The sequence below is a fragment of the Mesorhizobium sp. 10J20-29 genome, from assembly GCF_054130485.1.
Map to the genome: position 1 here is coordinate 3165517 of NZ_CP199156.1, position 16974 is coordinate 3182490.

At 65.7% G+C, this 16974-nt stretch carries 17 protein-coding genes; 9 read left to right on the forward strand and 8 right to left on the reverse strand.

Annotated features, from left to right (window positions below; translation table 11 throughout):
• Positions 1-31: 31 nt before the first annotated feature.
• Both ACT2BZ_RS15140 and carA read right to left on the reverse strand, forming a co-directional pair.
• Positions 32-940 (reverse strand): SH3 domain-containing protein, encoded by a 909-nt coding sequence (locus ACT2BZ_RS15140; protein WP_457935961.1) that lies wholly within the window; start codon positions 938-940, stop codon positions 32-34.
• Between the two features lie 186 nt (positions 941-1126).
• Entirely contained in the window at positions 1127-2329 is a 1203-nt protein-coding gene (gene carA / locus ACT2BZ_RS15145) for a glutamine-hydrolyzing carbamoyl-phosphate synthase small subunit (RefSeq protein ID WP_457935962.1), read from the reverse strand.
• Positions 2330-2613: 284 nt separating this feature from the next.
• Here carA and ACT2BZ_RS15150 point away from each other — a divergent pair, with 284 nt between their 5' ends.
• Both ACT2BZ_RS15150 and ACT2BZ_RS15155 read left to right on the forward strand, forming a co-directional pair.
• Entirely contained in the window at positions 2614-3063 is a 450-nt protein-coding gene (locus ACT2BZ_RS15150) for a GatB/YqeY domain-containing protein (RefSeq protein ID WP_457935963.1), read from the forward strand.
• Positions 3064-3076: 13 nt separating this feature from the next.
• The gene (locus ACT2BZ_RS15155) at positions 3077-3916 is read left to right on the forward strand and encodes an aldo/keto reductase (RefSeq protein WP_457935964.1); all 840 of its coding nucleotides are present in this window, start codon (positions 3077-3079) and stop codon (positions 3914-3916) included.
• Positions 3917-3944: 28 nt separating this feature from the next.
• Here the strand turns inward: ACT2BZ_RS15155 and ACT2BZ_RS15160 are convergent, their stop codons facing one another.
• The 3 genes from ACT2BZ_RS15160 to ACT2BZ_RS15170 form a co-directional block, all read right to left on the reverse strand.
• Positions 3945-4172: a DUF2061 domain-containing protein gene (locus ACT2BZ_RS15160; protein ID WP_457935965.1), complete on the reverse strand. Its 228-nt coding sequence runs from the start codon at positions 4170-4172 to the stop codon at positions 3945-3947.
• A gap of 166 nt (positions 4173-4338) precedes the next feature.
• Positions 4339-5535, reverse strand: coding sequence for an MFS transporter (locus ACT2BZ_RS15165; protein WP_457935966.1), 1197 nt, complete (start codon positions 5533-5535; stop codon positions 4339-4341).
• A 138-nt stretch (positions 5536-5673) separates the two neighbouring features.
• Positions 5674-7338: a Na/Pi cotransporter family protein gene (locus ACT2BZ_RS15170; protein ID WP_457935967.1), complete on the reverse strand. Its 1665-nt coding sequence runs from the start codon at positions 7336-7338 to the stop codon at positions 5674-5676.
• 313 nt (positions 7339-7651) lie between these two features.
• Here ACT2BZ_RS15170 and dnaG point away from each other — a divergent pair, with 313 nt between their 5' ends.
• The 6 genes from dnaG to ACT2BZ_RS15200 all read left to right on the forward strand — a co-directional run bounded on the left by dnaG (position 7652) and on the right by ACT2BZ_RS15200 (position 13868).
• Entirely contained in the window at positions 7652-9586 is a 1935-nt protein-coding gene (gene dnaG / locus ACT2BZ_RS15175; protein ID WP_457935968.1) for a DNA primase, read from the forward strand.
• A gap of 296 nt (positions 9587-9882) precedes the next feature.
• On the forward strand, positions 9883-11916 hold the full coding sequence (rpoD, locus tag ACT2BZ_RS15180) for an RNA polymerase sigma factor RpoD (protein WP_457935969.1): 2034 nt from the start codon (positions 9883-9885) through the stop codon (positions 11914-11916).
• Between the two features lie 212 nt (positions 11917-12128).
• Entirely contained in the window at positions 12129-12362 is a 234-nt protein-coding gene (locus tag ACT2BZ_RS15185; protein ID WP_457935970.1) for a hypothetical protein, read from the forward strand.
• Between the two features lie 103 nt (positions 12363-12465).
• Positions 12466-12852, forward strand: coding sequence for a thiol-disulfide oxidoreductase DCC family protein (locus tag ACT2BZ_RS15190; RefSeq protein WP_457935971.1), 387 nt, complete (start codon positions 12466-12468; stop codon positions 12850-12852).
• 180 nt (positions 12853-13032) lie between these two features.
• A complete protein-coding gene (locus tag ACT2BZ_RS15195) occupies positions 13033-13464 on the forward strand; it encodes a secondary thiamine-phosphate synthase enzyme YjbQ (protein WP_457935972.1) in 432 nt (143 codons plus the stop codon).
• Positions 13465-13577: 113 nt separating this feature from the next.
• Complete coding sequence (locus tag ACT2BZ_RS15200) at positions 13578-13868, forward strand: HlyU family transcriptional regulator (protein WP_457941336.1); 291 nt, start codon at positions 13578-13580, stop codon at positions 13866-13868.
• A 75-nt stretch (positions 13869-13943) separates the two neighbouring features.
• Here ACT2BZ_RS15200 and ACT2BZ_RS15205 read toward each other — a convergent pair whose 3' ends face one another.
• Entirely contained in the window at positions 13944-14576 is a 633-nt protein-coding gene (locus ACT2BZ_RS15205) for an FMN-dependent NADH-azoreductase (RefSeq protein ID WP_457935973.1), read from the reverse strand.
• 109 nt (positions 14577-14685) lie between these two features.
• On the opposite strand from ACT2BZ_RS15205, the gene ACT2BZ_RS15210 reads away from it, so the two are divergent.
• Positions 14686-15630 carry a LysR family transcriptional regulator gene (locus ACT2BZ_RS15210; RefSeq protein WP_457935974.1) on the forward strand — a complete coding sequence of 315 codons (945 nt, stop codon included), beginning with the start codon at positions 14686-14688 and terminating at the stop codon, positions 15628-15630.
• Between the two features lie 46 nt (positions 15631-15676).
• Here ACT2BZ_RS15210 and ACT2BZ_RS15215 read toward each other — a convergent pair whose 3' ends face one another.
• Entirely contained in the window at positions 15677-16207 is a 531-nt protein-coding gene (locus tag ACT2BZ_RS15215) for an SRPBCC family protein (protein WP_457935975.1), read from the reverse strand.
• Between the two features lie 120 nt (positions 16208-16327).
• Positions 16328-16939 (reverse strand): LOG family protein, encoded by a 612-nt coding sequence (locus ACT2BZ_RS15220; RefSeq protein WP_457935976.1) that lies wholly within the window; start codon positions 16937-16939, stop codon positions 16328-16330.
• Positions 16940-16974 lie beyond the last annotated feature (35 nt).

A 16974-nucleotide genomic window follows, 5' to 3' on the forward strand; every position in this document is an offset into this window, starting at 1 on the left:
ACGCGCGCGGCCGCCTCTGGCGGCCTGTCGCTCAGCGGTCGCCGCCGCGCTGCGACTTGACGACAAAACGGTCTGAACCGGTCGGGGCCTCGTCGGCCGAGGCCTGCTTGTCGGCGGCGGAACTCTCGGCAGCGGCCGCCGAGCCGACGAAGCTCTTGTAAACCCAGCCCTTGCGACCATTGTAGCTGATCTCGCACCAGGACTGGCATCCGTAGAGGCTGACGGCTGTGCCGGCCGGAAGAACGCCCAGCACCTTGGCGCCTTTCTGGCCACGCGCGCGCATGTTGACGGCCTTCACGATGCGGGCAGGCTTGCCCGACCCGGAGCTCTCGCCCGTCAGCCCGCCGACCTCGACGCCCGGAAGCGACGCAAGCTCCTCCTCCGCGGGTTCGGGCGGCAGCGATGCCGACTTCTGCTCTTTGTCGACGCGATCGGAGGAGGGGGACGTCGCAACGTCATCCGAAGCCGGCATGTCCTCTTCCGCGTCGCCCGACAGAACCGGCAGCATATCGGACGGATCGGCAGCGTCGGGGTCGAGCGCCGCGGTCTCGACGGCATCTATGTCGGATTCGGGAACCTCGGATGCCTGCGCCGGGGCAGGCGGGACCGGCAAAGTGGTGACGATTTCCGGCGGCCTGACCACCGGGGGCGAATCCTCACCGTCGATGGCATCGCTGGCGATGCTGCTGTCGGAGGCGATGCGGATTTCGCGCACCACCTTGACGGGGATGGTGTTGGCCGCGCGGGCCATGGCGCGGTCCGCGAGATAATCGACGAACAGCGCACTGCCGGTGCCGACACCGACGATGACCGCGCAGACGGACGAGATGGCGGCAATGCGCCGCGTCTTGGGGGTGACAGGCAGCAGGGGTCGCGGCGGGCCAGGCGGCTCCGGCGACTCGGGTGCTCGGCGGTGGGCGAGCTTGAGGGGACTTCTCACGTATAGCACTCCAAGCAAGCCCCCACCTGCAGGCTCACACCATATTCAGAAATGTGACGAAGCTGGGTCAAAAATGCCGCAGTCAACGGTTTTTCTGCGTAAAAGCGACGCATCACGCAGCGTCACCCGGGGATTGGGCATCCCTCGGGACAGTCGCCGGCCGGCAGACTGCGAATCAGCGGGACGTCAGCGCTCGGCCAGAACCGGCTCGCCGCGGCGCTGGTGAATGAGGTTCACGAAGCGCCGGAACAGGTAGTGGGAGTCCTGCGGGCCGGGCGACGCTTCCGGGTGATGCTGGACGGAAAAGACCGGGCGGCCGGTCAGCGCGATGCCGCAGTTCGAGCCGTCGAACAGTGAGACATGGGTTTCCTCGACGCCGTCGGGCAGCGATTCCGCGTCGACGGCAAAACCGTGGTTCATCGACACGATTTCCACCTTGCCGGTGGTGTGGTCCTTGACCGGGTGGTTGGCGCCGTGATGGCCCTGGTGCATCTTCTCGGTCTTGCCGCCGAGCGCCAGCGCCAGCATCTGGTGGCCGAGGCAGATGCCGAACACCGGGATCTCGGTCTTCAGCAGGTCCTTGATGACCGGCACCGCGTATTCGCCGGTCGCGGCCGGGTCGCCCGGGCCGTTGGACAGGAAAATGCCGTCGGGCTGCATGGCGAGGATCTCGTCCGCGCCGGTGCTGGCCGGAACCACGGTGACCTTGGCGCCGAGACCGGCGAGCAGGCGCAGGATGTTGCGCTTCACGCCGTAGTCGATGGCGACGACATGCATGGACGGTCCGGCCTGTTCACCAAAGCCCTCGTTCCAGACCCAGGGCGTCTCGCTCCACACCGACGACTGGCCGGAGGTGACGTCCTTGGCGAGGTCGAGGCCGACGAGGCCGGACCAGGCGGCGGCGCGCGCCTTGAGGTCGTCGATGTCGAAGACGCCGTCCGGCGCATGCGCGATGACGGCGTTGGGCGTGCCCTTTTCGCGCACCAGCGCGGTCAGCGCACGGGTGTCGATGCCGGACATGGCGACGATGCCGCGCCGCTTCAGCCAGGCATCGAGATGTTCACGCGCCCGGTAGTTGGAAGGCGCCGTGACGTCGGCCTTGAAGACGGCGCCGACCGCGCCGTGGCGGGCCGCCGGCGTCAGGTCCTCGAGATCCTCGTCATTGGTGCCGATATTGCCGATATGCGGGAAGGTGAAGGTGACGATCTGCCCGGTATAGGACGGGTCGGTCAGGATTTCCTCGTAGCCGGTGAGGGCCGTGTTGAAGCAGACTTCGGCGACGGCGCTGCCGATGGCGCCGAGGCCCCGGCCTTCGATCACCGTGCCGTCGGCCAGCACGAGGAGGGCGGTCGGCTTTTCGCTGGCCCAGGGGGCGGTCGATGTGGCCATGTCATTTCTCCTGGTGCGCTGCGGCGCAGCCGGCGGAAGGGCTTCCGCCTGGCAGGCGCGTTGCCGGCTGCGGCGGCAAAATCCGGTGCCTCCGCTGCCAATCGTCATTCAGTCCATGCAAGGCCCAGTACATAGGTGAAGGCACCGCGCCGGTCAATGATTGCGGGGCGTGCTGTGGCAAAATGTTAAAGCGAGGAAAATCAATGGCTTGCCGCGAAGGATTGCGATTTGCCTAGGACCGTCCGCCCGGCTATGTTCTGCGCCTTCCACAGGAGAGACATCTGATGCGCGCAAAAATCGCCGAGGCGCTGAAGTCGGCGCAGAAGGCACAGGACAAGGAACTGGTCTCGACGCTGCGCATGGTCAGCGCCGCGATCCAGGACCGCGACATTCTCAACCGCGGCACCGGCAAGGAGGCGGCGGGCGACGACGAGATCCTGCAGATCCTGACCAAGATGGTGAAGCAGCGCCAGGAATCGGCCAAGGCCTTCGAGGACGGCAACCGTCCGGAACTCGCCGCCAAGGAAAATGCCGAGATCGCCATCATCAGCAATTTCCTGCCGAGCCAGATGAACGAGGCCGAGACTCAGGCAGCCATCGAAGCGACGATCAGCGAGACCGGCGCCAGCGGCCTGCGCGACATGGGCAAGGTGATGAACGCGCTGAAGGAGAAATACCCGGGCCAGATGGATTTCGGCAAGGCAAGCGGCATCGTCAAGAGCCGGCTGCAGTAGGGACGCGCGGGCGATGCTGCAGCGGTCCTTCGGCAGTCTGGCGTGCGACGTGTCGCTGATCGGGCAGGGGACCTGGCTGATCGACGGCGGCGACCACGCCGCAGCGGCCGACGTCCTGGGCAAGGGGCTCGACCTCGGCATGACCCATGTCGACACGGCCGAGATGTATGGCGAGGCCGAACTGGTCGTGGCGGAAGCGATCGAGGGTCGCCGCGACGAGGTGTTCCTGGTGTCGAAGGTGCTGCCGAGCAACGCCTCGCGCACCGGCACCGTCAGGGCCTGCGAGCGCTCGCTCGCCCGCCTCGGCACCGACCGGCTCGACTGCTACCTGCTGCACTGGCGCGGCCAGCACCCGCTGGAAGAGACAATCGCGGGCTTCGAGGAGCTCAGGCAGGCCGGCAAGATCCTGTCCTGGGGTGTCAGCAATTTTGACGAGGACGACCTTGACGAGGCGCTTGCGATAGCCGGCCCCGGCGCCATCGCCTGCAACCAGGTGCTCTACCACCTGGAGGAACGGGCGATCGAGCACGCGGTCATCCCGTGGTGCAAGAAGAACGATGTCGCGGTGGTGGCCTACAGCCCGTTCGGGCATGACCGGTTTCCCGGCCCGCAATCGCGCGGCGGACGGGTGTTGCAGGAAATCGCCGAGGCGCATGGCAGGAGCCCCCGCCAGGTCGCGCTGGCATTCCTGACGCACTGGGAGCCGATCTTCGCCATCCCGAAGGCGTCCAGCGTGCCGCATGCGGCCGACAATGCGGCAGCCGGTGATTTCAGGCTGAGTGCCGAGGAAATCCGGCGCATCGACGCGGCCTTTCCGCGCGGGCCCAAGCCGTACAGCCTGCCGATGATCTAGCGCCGCGGCGCGGCGATCTTTGCCGCAATCAGACCTTTTCGGTTCTGGCGGCAGGCGTTCCCCGGCCATAGGGGATGCGCAGCCATGCCCTTTCGTGGAAGTAGTAGAGCAGAGACTTGGTCACCACCTCGGTAAAGCCGATTGCGGCTGCCAGCTTCACGCTCCCGGTGATGATGAGCGAGATGATCATCGTGTCGATGGTGCCGGTGACGCGCCAACTGATGGCCTTGGCGAAACTTCGCGATCGGGTGTCCATGCGCAGTCCTTCACTTGAGCCGGAAAAGAAAGGTGTAGGCGCTTGCCGACCTGCCCCGCAAGGCAGCATCGCTGCGCCCGGCCGGCGGCACATGGAATTGCCTTCTACGGATTGCCGTCCGATTGGAACGTGACGGCCGGCCGCCGCGCCGCCGGGGTGTCGGGTCCTATGGCGATGCCTGCGCGCCTGCCGCCAGCGGCATCGCGGCGCCGCTGCGCAATTCGCGCAGATAGGACCCGAGCGCCACCGCCGTGGCCACTGTCATCGCCGCGACGCCGACGAGCGGCAGTGCGCGGTAGGAATAGCCCCAAGCCAGGAGCATCGATCCGAAAGAGGCGGCGATCGCGATGCCGATGTTGAAGCCCGACGGGATCAGCGAGGATGCGAGATTCGGCGCGTCGGCGGTCCAGCTCAGGATGCGGGTCTGGATCGGCGTGCCGATGGCGAAGTTGAGCGCTCCCCAGGCGGTCAAGGCAGCGATCATCGGCAGGGGATAGGGGCTGACAAGGTAGACGGTCATCAGGACTGCGCCCTGCAGCGCGAGCATCGAGATGAGCGAGGGCATGAGAAGCCGTCCCGCCGACAGCTTGCCGCCGACGAAGACGCCGATGGTCGCGCCGATGCCGTTGAGCAGCAGGACCCATGGCACGACGCTGGCGTCGAGCTCGGTCACCTGCTGCAGCAACGGCGCGATATAGGTGTAGGGCACGAACTGGCCGAGCATCAGCATCAGCATGAGGATCAGCGAGGTCCAGACCTGCTGGCGGCCGAGTACCCTGACCTCGCTGCCGAAGCTGACGGTCGTTCTTGCAGCGCCGGTCCGCGGCGGCAGCATCAGGGCAATCGCGGCGATTGCCACCAGCCCGAGGCCGAACATCGCCCAGAAGGTCCAGCGCCAGCCCCAGGCATTGCCGATCGCCGTGCCGATGGGCACGCCGACGACGCCTGAGACCGTGAGGCCGGCGAGGATAAGCGCGACCGCCATGCCGCGCCTGTCCTCGTGCACGAGGCCGACGGCAACCACCATGGCGACGCCGAAATAGGTGCCGTGCGCCACCGCGATGGCGATGCGGAACAGCAGCATGGAGGTGAAGTCGGGCGCCAGCGCGCAGGCCAGTTGCCCGATCGTGAAGGCGAGCGTCAGCGCCAGCAGCAGGGGTTTTCGACGAAACCTGTTGGTGGCGAGCGTGAGCAGCGGGCCGCCGACCGCGATGCCGACGGCGTAGCCCGAGACGAGATAGCCGGCCGCCGGGATCGAGACGCCGAGACCTGCTGCGACTTCCGGAAGCACGCCGGCGATCACGAATTCGGTGGTGCCGAAGGCGAAGGCTGCAATGAACAGGGCGACGAGAGGGAGCGACATGGGTGCCTCTGCATGGCGTTGGCTTGCGAGGACGGCGTCAAACCATGGACCCGGCAACCGGGCAATCCAGAAATTCTGGCCGGGCGATCAGTTTATCTCAATCGGGTCGCAAGAGCAGCGCCAAAATCTCGGTGTCCGCTAGCCGGCCTTCAGTCGCGAGCCCCTGAGCAGGCCCTGCTCCTCCAGCACCGGGTAGGCCATCGAGGCGAGCAGCGAGTTGATCTGCTTGAGGTCGCGGATGGTGTCGAGGTGGATGGAACTGGTCTCGACGCTCTTGGCGGAGCCGTCGCGCAGGCGCAGGAAGTGGTTCTGGCTGGTGACCTTCTCGAGGTCGCGCAGCCGGTCCTTCTCGACCACGAGCTGGCTTGCCGTCTGCTGGTCGCGCGAGACGAGAACGTTGAAGGCCATGCGCGCATTGGCCATGACCGACGCGTGGAAGGCGCAGAGCTCCAGCCAGCCTTCCGGCGTGAACTCCAGTCCGCGGTCGAACTTCTTCTTCACGTGCACCAGCATGTTGCGCACGATGATGTCGCCGACCTGCTCGAGCTTGACGCAGGCGCCGATCAGTTCCTGGCAGCGCAGCGCCTCGGCCTCGGTAAGCGTGCGGCTGGTGACCTTGGCGAGGTAGAGCTTGATGGCCGCGTGCTTGCGGTCGACCCGGTCGTCGAGGTCGGCGAGCGCCTTGATCTTCTCGTCGTCGGTCTGCTCGTAGAGCTCGATGATCCGCTTCAGCATGATCTCGACGGTCTCGCAGATGCGCATCACCTCGCGCGTGGCATTGGCGAGCGCCTGGTTCGGCGTGTCGAGCGCGCTTTCCGAAAGCGCCGAGAGTTCCGTCGCCGCCAGTTCCTCGCCGGCCGAAACGGGCTCCTTCATCAGGGTGATGCGTTCGGCAAGGTTGAAGACGAGACCGGCGAGCGGCATGCCGACGATCGCCAGCGCAAGATTGAAGACGATATGGGCATGCACCAGCTGTTCGGGCGCCGAGGCGCCGAGCAGGTCGAGCGGCGGCTTCAGCCAGACCATGGCGACCATGGCAATGAGCGCGCCCGTGCCGCGCATGATGAGGTTTCCGAGCGGGACGATGCGCGCCTTGAGCGGCGCGGCGCGCGACAGCATGACGGCGATGATGCCGCCGCCGATATTGGCGCCGAGCACCAGCACGATGCCGAGTTCGGCGGGGACAAGACCCCGCGACGCGAGTGCGACCAGCAGCAGGATGGCCGCGACGCTCGAATGGAACAGCCAAGTCATGATCGCGGCGAGCAGGAAGGCGGTCACCGGGTCGGCGGAGAGGTAGTTGACCACCACCGGCAGGATGCGGCTTTCGCGCAGCGGCTCGGAAGCCTCGCCGATCATCCTGAGCGACAGGATGAGAAGACCGATGCCGATCAGGATGCGGCCGAGCTGCAGCAGGTTGCGCCGCGACGTCGACATGAACAGCGCGGTACCGGCAACGAGGCAGAGCGGCACCAGCGCCTCGAGGTCGAAGCTGAGCAGCTTGACCACCAGCGCCGAGCCGACATCGGCGCCCAGCACGGCAAGCAGGCCCGATGCGCCGCCGACGATGCCGGAACCGGCGAAGGAGCCGACGATCAGCGCCACGGCCGTGGCACTCTGCAGGCAGATGGCCAGCAGTGCGCCGGCGGCGACCGCAAGCAGCGGGTTCTTGAGGATTGCCCGCAGCTTGAAGCGCAGGACGTCGCCATAGGCGCGCTCGACGCCGGTGCGCACCTGCCGGGTCGCAAACAGGAGCAGCGCGACGGCGCCCGCAAGATGCAGCAGGACGAGCGAGCCGCTCATACGCGGCGCTCCGCAGGATGCGTGGGTGCCGCCGCCAAGGGGCGGCTGGCAGGCGTTGAAAGGGGACGAATCTCAATCATGTCGATATCGTCTATATGTTAGCCGGTTAATAGTAACCGTCCATGAAATTCGGCCCATTGGGCCATGCCGATGGCGCCGCGTCCGGTGTTCTCCGGCGTTTTGGCAACGGCGGTTCGCCCCCCGCAGTTCCGCCGGCCGGCTGTGGAGGGCCTGTGAATACCGGGCAAGCGCGACGATAGGAGTCGAACGCCACGCCCGCCGCGCCTATATAGAAGCCGAGAGAGTCTCCATCATGCGCTTCGACACATCCTTCCTCGACGAGATACGCGACCGCGTGCCGATTTCATCGGTGATCGGGCAGCGTGTGACGTGGGACAGGAAGAAGACCAACGCGCAGCGCGGCGACTACTGGGCGAACTGCCCGTTCCACGGCGAGAAGTCGCCGAGCTTCCACTGCGAGGACCGGAAGGGCCGCTACCATTGCTTCGGCTGCGGCGTTTCGGGCGACCACTTCAAGTTCCTGACCGAGCTTGAGAATGTCAGCTTCCCGGAAGCCGTCGAGCGGATCGCCGAGTTGGCCGGCGTGCCGATGCCGGCGCGCGACGAATATGCCGAGAAGCGCCAGCAGGAGCGCGCCAGCCTCAAGGACGTCATGGAAATGGCGACGAGGTTCTTCGAGGACCGCCTGCAGTCGGCCGACGGCGCAAGGGCGCGCGCCTATCTGCGCGAACGCGGCCTGACGCCGGCCACGCAGCAGGCCTTCCGTCTCGGCTATGCGCCCGAAAGCCGCAACGCGCTGAAGGAGCACCTGGCCTCGAAGGGCATCGCCAAGGCCGATATCGAGGCCTGCGGGCTGGTCCGGCACGGCGACGACATCCCGGTCTCCTATGACTGGTTCCGCGACCGGATCATGTTCCCGATCCCCGATTCGCGGGGCGCCATCATCGCCTTCGGCGGCCGCGCACTGGCACCGGACGCGCTGGCGAAATACATGAACTCGCCCGAGACCGAGCTCTTCCACAAGGGCAACGTGCTCTACAACTTCGCCCGCGCCCGCAAGGCGCAGGGCCGCGGCGGCACCATTCTCGTCGTCGAAGGCTACATGGACGTGATCGCGCTGGCGCAGGCGGGCTTCGAGAACGCGGTGGCCCCGCTCGGTACGGCGCTGACAGAGAACCAGCTGCAACTGCTGTGGCGGATGACCGGAGAACCGATGCTCTGCTTCGATGGGGACCAGGCCGGCCTGAAAGCCGCATGGCGGGTCGCCGACATGGCCCTGCCGATGGTCGAGCCGGGCAAGACGGCGCGCTTTGCCCTGCTGCCGGAAGGCAAGGACCCCGACGATCTGGTCAAGGCGGAAGGGCCGGAGGGCTTTCGCAAGGTGCTGGCCGACGCGCGTCCGCTGGCCGACCTGCTGTGGCTGCGCGAGACCGCCGGCGGCCTGTTCGACACGCCCGAGCGCAAGGCCGAACTCGAAAAGGGGCTGCGCGAGCTGACCGGCCGCATCAAGGACGAGAGCCTGCGCTTCCACTACCAGCAGGAGATGCGCGAGCGCGTCCAGGCCTTCTTCGGCAGGACGCGCGAGAAGCCGCGCGGCAAGGGCGACTGGAACAAGCCGGACAAGGCGCAGGGCGGCCAGTTTGCCAAGCCGGGCGCGGCGGCCAGCCGCTTTGCCGTCTCGGAGAGCCTGGCGCGCTCGGCGCTGGTCAAGCGGGCCGGTGGCATCATGCCCCTGCGCGAGACCGCGATCGTGGCGGCGCTCGTCAACCATCCTGAACTCGTCGAGGAAAATTTCGATCACTGCGAGATGCTCGAATTGTCGCATCCGGATCTGAGGCTGCTTCACACGGCGCTGATCGACGCCATGGCGCATGGTGCCGGCAACGACCGCAGGGCCGTGCTCGAGGCGATAGAGCGCGCCGGCCACAAGGAGCGCTGGGAGCGCGCCGTTGCGCTGATCCGCAGGGCGCGCCTCTGGCCGGTGCTTGAGGACGCCGCGCTGGAGGACGCGCGCGACGCCTTCGCCCAGGCACTGCACTTGCACCGCAGCGCCGGAACGCTACATAAGGAGCTGAAAGCGGCTGAAATGGCGCTGGCTACCGAACCGACCGACGAAAACTACCGTCATCTGGTGGAAATCCAGACGCAGTTCCGCGACGTACAGGCCACCGAGGCGCTGATCGAAGGTTTCGGGATTTCGTCGGGAAGGGCGGGACGCGGCTCCTGACCAATTGATTCGCTTTTTTGGCGCGAATCATGCGACAGGCGCTTGACGTTTCGGCAGAATGCCGGAATCAGGACGATTCGAAAGGTGGACCTGCAGCAGGACTGGGCCCGATGATGAAGGCATGGACTGGCTGCCGGGTGGACGGGGATGGGAACCCGCCCCATTTGACAAGGTTAATCGGTACTTAAGACACGTGCTGGTACTGGCCGTCAGGCGCAGGTTCGGCGAGCGTGTTTCACTATTTCGGTCCCCGGCCGCCGAGGCTTGCAGGGACCGCGGCTTGGAGAAAGCAAAGCATGGCGACTAAGGAAAAGGAAGAGGTCGAAACGGAACGCGAAGGCACAACCGATGGGCCCTTGCTCGACCTTTCCGACGATGCTGTCAAGAAGATGATCAAGGCCGCCAAGAAGCGCGGCTATGTCACGATGGACGAACTGAATTCGGTTCTGCCGTCGGAAGAGGTCACTTCCGAGCAGATCGAGGATACGATGTCGATGCTGTCCGACATGGGCATCAACGTCGTCGAGGATGACGAGACCAGCGACGAGGGCGAGGCCGAGAAGACCGAGGCCGACGCCGAGGAAGACGCCAACGAGCTGGCCGAGCGCACCGGCACGGCCGTCGCCGCCACGACCACCAAGAAAGAGCCGACCGACCGTACCGATGATCCCGTGCGCATGTATCTGCGCGAGATGGGCTCGGTGGAGCTGCTGTCGCGCGAGGGCGAGATCGCCATCGCCAAGCGCATCGAGGCCGGCCGCGAGACGATGATCGCCGGGCTCTGCGAGAGCCCGCTGACCTTCCAGGCCATCATCATCTGGCGCGACGAGCTCAACGAATCGAAGATCCTACTGCGCGAGATCATCGATCTCGAGACGACCTACGCCGGCCCCGAGGCCAAGCAGGCGCCGGCGATCGCGCCGCGCACCGAGGAAGAGGCCAAGCCCGCCGCTGCCGCCGACCGCTTCCGCCGCCCCAACAGAGACGACGACGACGTGACCAATGTCGGCGCCGACACGCGCGGGCTCGAGGAGGAAGAGGACGACGAGGACGAGGCCAGCCTGTCGCTCGCCGCCATGGAGGCGGAACTCAGGCCGCAGGTCATGGAGACCTTCGACCTCATCGCCGACACCTACAAAAAGCTGCGCAAGCTGCAGGACCAGCAGGTCGAGAACCGACTCGCCGCCGCCGGCACGCTGTCGCCGAGCCAAGAGCGCCGCCACAAGGAGCTCAAGGAACAGCTCATCAAGGCTGTGAAGTCGCTGTCGCTCAACAACGCCCGCATCGAGGCGCTGGTCGAGCAGCTTTACGACATCAACAAGCGCCTGGTGCAGAACGAGGGCAAGCTGCTGAGGCTCGCCGAGAGCTACGGCGTGCGCCGCGAGCAGTTCCTCGAGGAATACCAGGGTTCCGAACTCGATCCCAACTGGATCAAGTCGATCTCCAACCTGTCGGCGCGCGGCTGGAAGGAATTCACCCGCAACGAGAAGGACGCCATCCGCGACCTGAGGCAGGAAATCCAGAACCTGGCGACCGAGACCGCGATCTCGATCCAGGAATTCCGCCGCATCGTCAACCAGGTCCAGAAGGGCGAGCGCGAAGCCGCGATCGCCAAGAAGGAAATGGTCGAGGCGAACCTGCGTCTCGTCATCTCGATCGCCAAGAAGTACACGAACCGCGGCCTGCAGTTCCTTGATTTGATTCAGGAAGGCAACATCGGCCTGATGAAGGCCGTGGACAAGTTCGAGTATCGCCGCGGCTACAAGTTCTCGACCTATGCGACGTGGTGGATCCGGCAGGCGATCACGCGCTCGATCGCCGACCAGGCGCGCACCATCCGCATCCCGGTGCACATGATCGAGACGATCAACAAGATCGTGCGCACCTCGCGCCAGATGCTGCACGAGATCGGCCGCGAGCCGACCCCGGAAGAGCTGGCCGAGAAGTTGGCCATGCCGCTCGAAAAGGTCCGCAAGGTCCTGAAGATCGCCAAGGAGCCGATCAGCCTCGAGACGCCGGTCGGCGACGAGGAAGACAGCCACCTCGGCGACTTCATCGAGGACAAGATGGCGATCCTGCCGATCGACGCGGCGATCCAGGCCAATCTGCGCGAAACGACGACGCGCGTTCTGGCCTCGCTGACGCCGCGCGAGGAGCGCGTGCTGCGCATGCGCTTCGGCATCGGCATGAACACCGACCACACGCTGGAAGAAGTCGGGCAGCAGTTCTCGGTGACGCGCGAGCGTATCCGCCAGATCGAGGCGAAGGCGCTCAGGAAGCTGAAGCATCCGAGCCGCTCGCGGAAGCTCAGGAGCTTCCTCGACAGCTGACATCCCGTTCTCTTCGGGAAAAGAACAAGAAAGCCCGGGCCTGACGAATACCAGGTCCGGGCTTTTGCACGTCCGGGGGAGGGCATTGACGGCGCGACATATGCACTCATTTGAATGTTTTGTGCTGGAAAACCGTGATCGCCGGCATGACATGAGGCCGAGCGCTGCCGAAACCTTCCGGCGGCCATGTCATGCTGGGGGCCCGATCCCTTATGCAGCAACTCGTTCAGCTTCTCGACCAGCTCCCCTGGAGCTGGATTCTCATTGCCTGCCTGACGCTTGGCCTGGCGCCCTTCGTGCCGGAGCCGCATATCTGGGAAAAGCTGAAGATGCTCGGCGCCGTAACGCTGGTGCGCCCGCTCGACATCTTCGACCTGCTCTTTCACGCGGCACCCTTCCTCGTGGCGCTGGCCAAGCTCGTGGCCATGCTGGCGGTGGCGAAGTAGCTCGGTCCAGCTCGGATCGGTCCGCAAGGGTCGAGGTGCGGAGAATTGGCTTGAATGCCCTTCCTCGCGCTGCAAGGTTCGGTCTTCGGACGAGGCTGTTCCCATGACGACGACGCTTCCCGCCCTGACCGTCTGGTACAACACACGATGCCCGGTCTGCGACGCCGGCATCAGGCACCAGAAGAAGCGGCTCATCGAGGCGGTGAAGGCCGGTCGCATCGCGTTTCGCGATATCAATCTCGAACCGGACGCGCTGGCGGCCCATGGTGCGGCGCTCGACGATGTCAGGCGCAGGCTGCACGCAACCGAGGCGGACGAACGCCTGCTGGTGGGGGCGGATGTTGCCATCGCCATCTGGCGCGCGACGCCGGGAGAGGGCTGGCTGGCGTCGCTCCTCGGAAACAGGATGCTGCTGCCGGTGACGCGTTTTGCCTACGACCGCTTCGCCGATCTGCTGTTTGCCTGGAATCGTCGCAACGGACGCTGGTGAACGGGGCTGTCTCGGCCGCTTTCCCGGCGTGCTTGACACGTCGCGCTGGCCTGTGGCGTCCTGCGCCCATGCCCAGCGACATCTTCTCCCCATCTGCAAGTATCGTCCGCTGCCACCGGCTTCGCCCGGCGCGCGAAGCGCTTGGCGGGGAGGCAGCCTGATGCCGGCGCAGGCGGACCGATGACAGCGGCACAAACGCTGCTGACGCTGGCGACGCGCAGGCAGGGGCTCTACGAGATCACCGAGCGCGTCGCCTCCTTCGTGGACGAGGCGGGCGTCGAGACCGGCCTGTTGACCGCCTTCGTGCGCCACACCTCCTGCTCGCTGCTGATCCAGGAGAATGCCGACCCCGATGTCCGCCGCGACCTCGAGCAGTTCTTCCGCCGCCTCGTGCCGCCGTCCGACGATCCCTCGATGCGATGGGTGGTCCACACGACAGAAGGCCCCGACGACATGCCGGCCCACATCAAGGCGGCACTGACCGCCGTTTCGCTGTCGATCCCGGTCACGCAGGGGCGGCTGGCGCTTGGCACCTGGCAGGGAATCTACTTGTTCGAGCACCGCGACAGCCCGCATCGCCGGGAAATCGTGCTGCACCTCAGCGGCGACTGAATGCTTCGGCGCTGCAGTCCTAGTGGTCGGGCGACAGCCCCGGCATGCCCCGCATGTCTCGACGCAGCGCGGCGAACCGGGTAGCCTTGCCGGCAAAACAGAGCGAGATGACGATGTCCTTCCTGAAGAGACTTTTTGGCGGCGGCGGTGCGGACGAGGCCGGGCCGGCAAAGCCCGCCAAGGAAATCGAGCACAAGGGGTTCACGATCGCCGCGACCCCCTACAAGAATGACGGGCAGTACCAGACCTGCGGTGTCGTCTCGAAGGAGATCGCCGGCGAGGTCAAGGAACACAAGTTCATTCGCGCCGACCGGTTTGCCGGTCTGGACGAGGCGGTCGACGTCACGCTGCGCAAGGGCCAGCAGATCGTCGACGAGCAGGGCGACAAGATTTTCGGCAGCTAGCCAGGGATAGCTTTCGCAATGAAAAAGGCAGGCGCCGGGTGGCGCCTGCCTTTTTTGTGTTCGCGGGCTGGCCGGTCAGGCGGCCCGGGCGACAGGCTCGGCGACGAGCGCATCGATGCGGGCGGTGGCCTTGCCGAGCGCGGCAGCCGTGGCATCCGCCCCCATGGCGACGCCCTCGACGCGGATGACCTCGACGTCGGTCATGCCGAGGAAGCCGAGCACGCTGCGCAGGTAGGGAACCGCATGGTCCATCTGCACCGCAGCGCCCTCGGAGTAGATGCCGCCGGACGCCAGCACGATGTAGACCTTCTTGCCGGTCACCAGCCCCTTCGGGCCGTTCTCGCCGTAGGAGAAGCTGCGGCCGGCGCGGGCCACGTGGTCGATCCACGACTTCAGCGTCGAGGAGATGTTGAAGTTGATCAGGCCGGTGGCGAGGATGATCGTGTCGGCGTCAAGCACCTGGTCGAGCACTTCGTCCGATACGCCGACCACTTCGGCCTGGCGCGGGGTGCGCGCCTCGGCCGGCGTGTAGATGCCGGTGTAATAGTCGGGGTCGATGTAGGGCAGCGGACTGGCGGCCAGATCCCTGACCACCAGCCTGGAGGCAGGGTTGGCCTCCTGCAGCCTGGCGGCCAGATCGGTGGCGATACGGGTCGAGTGCGACGCCGCGCCGCGCGGGCTGGAGGTGACGAGAAGGGTGGTGGACATTGCGGTAACTCCGGAAGTTCGGGTTGGTGTTGCCGCCAATGTGGGCATTCCAATCAATCGGAAAAACCGCTATAATTTCCGTGTGATCCATCAAGAAATTGGATGAGATATGCGACCCAATCCAACTCTCGACCAGTTGCAGGTGCTGGTTGCCGTGGCCGACGCCGGCAGCTTTTCGGCGGCTGGCCGCAAGCTCAACCGGGCGCAATCGGTCGTCAGCTACGCTATCGGCAACCTGGAGACGCAGCTTGGCCTCAAGCTTTTCGAGCGCGAGGGTACCCGCGAGGCAGCGCTGACTGCAGAAGGCAAGGCGATGGTGGCCGACGCGCGCCGCATGATGAACGTGCTGAGCGACATCCGCTCCCGCGCCGAGGGCCTGAAGCAGGGACTGGAAGCTGAACTGTCGATCGCTGTGGACGTGGCGACGCCGTCGCCGGTTCTGACCGCCGTGCTGACGGCATTCGAGGCCGAGTTTCCGTCGGTCGCGCTCCGGCTGAATGTCGGCGCCCTGGGCGCCGTCTGGGAGCAGTTGCTGACACGCGGCGTCGATCTCAGCATCGGCGGCCAGCCCGTCGCCATCAGCGACGACCTGGTGGCCGAGCGGATTGGCGATGCATCGATGATTCCAATGGCGGCTCCGGATCATCCGCTGGCTACCTACAAGGGCAGGGTGCCGCTTTCTGTCGTGCGCGAGCATTTCCAGCTCGTGATCTCCGACGTGTCGCAGATGACGAAGGGCAAGGATTTCGGCGTATTTGCCTACCGGACATGGCGCATGACGGACATGTCGACCAAGTACAACCTTATCCTGTCCGGCCTCGGCTGGGGCGGCCTTCCCGCCTGGATGATCATCGATGACGTCCTGGCCGGCCGGCTGTCGGTGCTCGATCTCGAACCCTACCCGGTGCGGCCATACGAGATATACGCCTTCCATCGTGCCGACGCGCTGCCGGGTCCGGCCGGACGCTGGCTGCTCGAGCGCTTCAAGCTGGAATTGCCGAGGGTCCGCGCTACGCTTCCGGACGCATTCTTGCGGACCCTTCCCGACGGGTAGCTGCCCAGCGGCTTGCCGGCTGGCGGCCGAATGGCCGGCGACCGCCTTAGTCCTGTTCGGCGACAGTCTTGAGCTTGGCCAGACCCTTCTCGTAGTCAGGCCCGATCCAGCGGTCGAACATCAGGCCGAACCACTTCTCCGGGATGCCCTTGAGATCCGACCTGAACCCCCATGTCGCCGTGGTGCCGGTTTCCGACGGGACGAGGTCCCAACTCGCGATCGCGCGGCCCATCGTGCCGAAATCGAGCGCCAGTTCTGCATAGTTCGGCGGGTCGTATTCGATGATGCGCTGCGATCCTCTGCCGACGTCGGGATTGTCGGACGACCAGCGCATGATCTGGCCGAGACCGCTCTCCGTGCCCTCGAACGAATAGACGATGTCGGGGTCACGGTCCGCCCAGGGCGAGAATTCGTCGAAACGGCGCAGGTCGCCGACGATCGCAAAAACCTTGTCTGGCGGCGCGGCGATCTCGATCGAGCGGCTGACGACCGCCTGGGCCGGTAGCAGAAAGGAGCCGACGACGACGACAAGGGCGACCGCCGCGACCAGATAGAATATCCATTTCAGGAACTTCATAGCGCGATCTCCCCCTGACGCCTGTTCCGGAACAGTGATGCACTGGTGTTCCAGACTCGTCGGGGGCGGGGGCGCCGTCAACCCCGCAGGTTGCAGCCCTGCAGTTTTTCCATTCCAGGGCTACATGTTGTCGATGACGGAGCTGACGCCTTCCATTGGCGCGCCGTCGGCTGCGGCGGCCGCGAGGATGGCCGGCACGATCGCCTCGGCCGTGTCGACCACAAGCGGGTCGACCAGATGCGACGTGTGAATGAAGCCCTCGGCGCGCATATGGTCGAGCAGGGCCAGCATCGGATCCCAGAATCCGCCGATATTGCCGAACACGATCGGCTTGCGGTGATGCCCGAGCTGTCCCCAGGTCATGATCTCGATGATCTCCTCGACCGTGCCGATGCCGCCCGGCAGCGCCACAAAGGCGTCGGATTTCTCGAACATCTTGTGTTTGCGCTGGTGCATGTTGTCGGTGACGATCAATTCGTCGAGGCGCTGGAGCGCGGAACGGGTGGCTTCCTTGTCCATGAGGAACTGCGGGATGATGCCGGTGACCTTGCCGCCCGCACGCAATGCCCCGTCCGCGACGGCGCCCATGATGCCCCTCGTACCGCCACCATAGACCAGTTGCAGGCCGGCGAGCGCCATGGATCGGCCAAGCACGTGGCCGGCCTTGAGATAGGCCTCTCCCTTCCCGGGTGAGGAACCGCAATAGACGCAAATGGATCGAATCGTGTTCATGGAAGTGATTGGTGATTCTCAACGTAACCACGTCA

What these genes read in the sequence shown, in the direction of transcription:
- ACT2BZ_RS15190 (WP_457935971.1), top strand. Translation starts at nt 12,466, where the DNA reads ATGACGACGACGCTTCCCGCCCTGACCGTCTGGTACAACACACGATGC.
- ACT2BZ_RS15215 (WP_457935975.1), bottom strand. Translation starts at nt 16,207, where the DNA reads ATGAAGTTCCTGAAATGGATATTCTATCTGGTCGCGGCGGTCGCCCTT.
- dnaG (WP_457935968.1), top strand. Translation starts at nt 7,652, where the DNA reads ATGCGCTTCGACACATCCTTCCTCGACGAGATACGCGACCGCGTGCCG.
- ACT2BZ_RS15150 (WP_457935963.1), top strand. Translation starts at nt 2,614, where the DNA reads ATGCGCGCAAAAATCGCCGAGGCGCTGAAGTCGGCGCAGAAGGCACAG.
- ACT2BZ_RS15160 (WP_457935965.1), bottom strand. Translation starts at nt 4,172, where the DNA reads ATGGACACCCGATCGCGAAGTTTCGCCAAGGCCATCAGTTGGCGCGTC.
- ACT2BZ_RS15165 (WP_457935966.1), bottom strand. Translation starts at nt 5,535, where the DNA reads ATGTCGCTCCCTCTCGTCGCCCTGTTCATTGCAGCCTTCGCCTTCGGC.
- ACT2BZ_RS15195 (WP_457935972.1), top strand. Translation starts at nt 13,033, where the DNA reads ATGACAGCGGCACAAACGCTGCTGACGCTGGCGACGCGCAGGCAGGGG.
- carA (WP_457935962.1), bottom strand. Translation starts at nt 2,329, where the DNA reads ATGGCCACATCGACCGCCCCCTGGGCCAGCGAAAAGCCGACCGCCCTC.
- ACT2BZ_RS15210 (WP_457935974.1), top strand. Translation starts at nt 14,686, where the DNA reads ATGCGACCCAATCCAACTCTCGACCAGTTGCAGGTGCTGGTTGCCGTG.
- ACT2BZ_RS15155 (WP_457935964.1), top strand. Translation starts at nt 3,077, where the DNA reads ATGCTGCAGCGGTCCTTCGGCAGTCTGGCGTGCGACGTGTCGCTGATC.
- ACT2BZ_RS15220 (WP_457935976.1), bottom strand. Translation starts at nt 16,939, where the DNA reads ATGAACACGATTCGATCCATTTGCGTCTATTGCGGTTCCTCACCCGGG.
- ACT2BZ_RS15170 (WP_457935967.1), bottom strand. Translation starts at nt 7,338, where the DNA reads ATGAGCGGCTCGCTCGTCCTGCTGCATCTTGCGGGCGCCGTCGCGCTG.
- ACT2BZ_RS15205 (WP_457935973.1), bottom strand. Translation starts at nt 14,576, where the DNA reads ATGTCCACCACCCTTCTCGTCACCTCCAGCCCGCGCGGCGCGGCGTCG.
- ACT2BZ_RS15185 (WP_457935970.1), top strand. Translation starts at nt 12,129, where the DNA reads ATGCAGCAACTCGTTCAGCTTCTCGACCAGCTCCCCTGGAGCTGGATT.
- rpoD (WP_457935969.1), top strand. Translation starts at nt 9,883, where the DNA reads ATGGCGACTAAGGAAAAGGAAGAGGTCGAAACGGAACGCGAAGGCACA.
- ACT2BZ_RS15200 (WP_457941336.1), top strand. Translation starts at nt 13,578, where the DNA reads ATGTCCTTCCTGAAGAGACTTTTTGGCGGCGGCGGTGCGGACGAGGCC.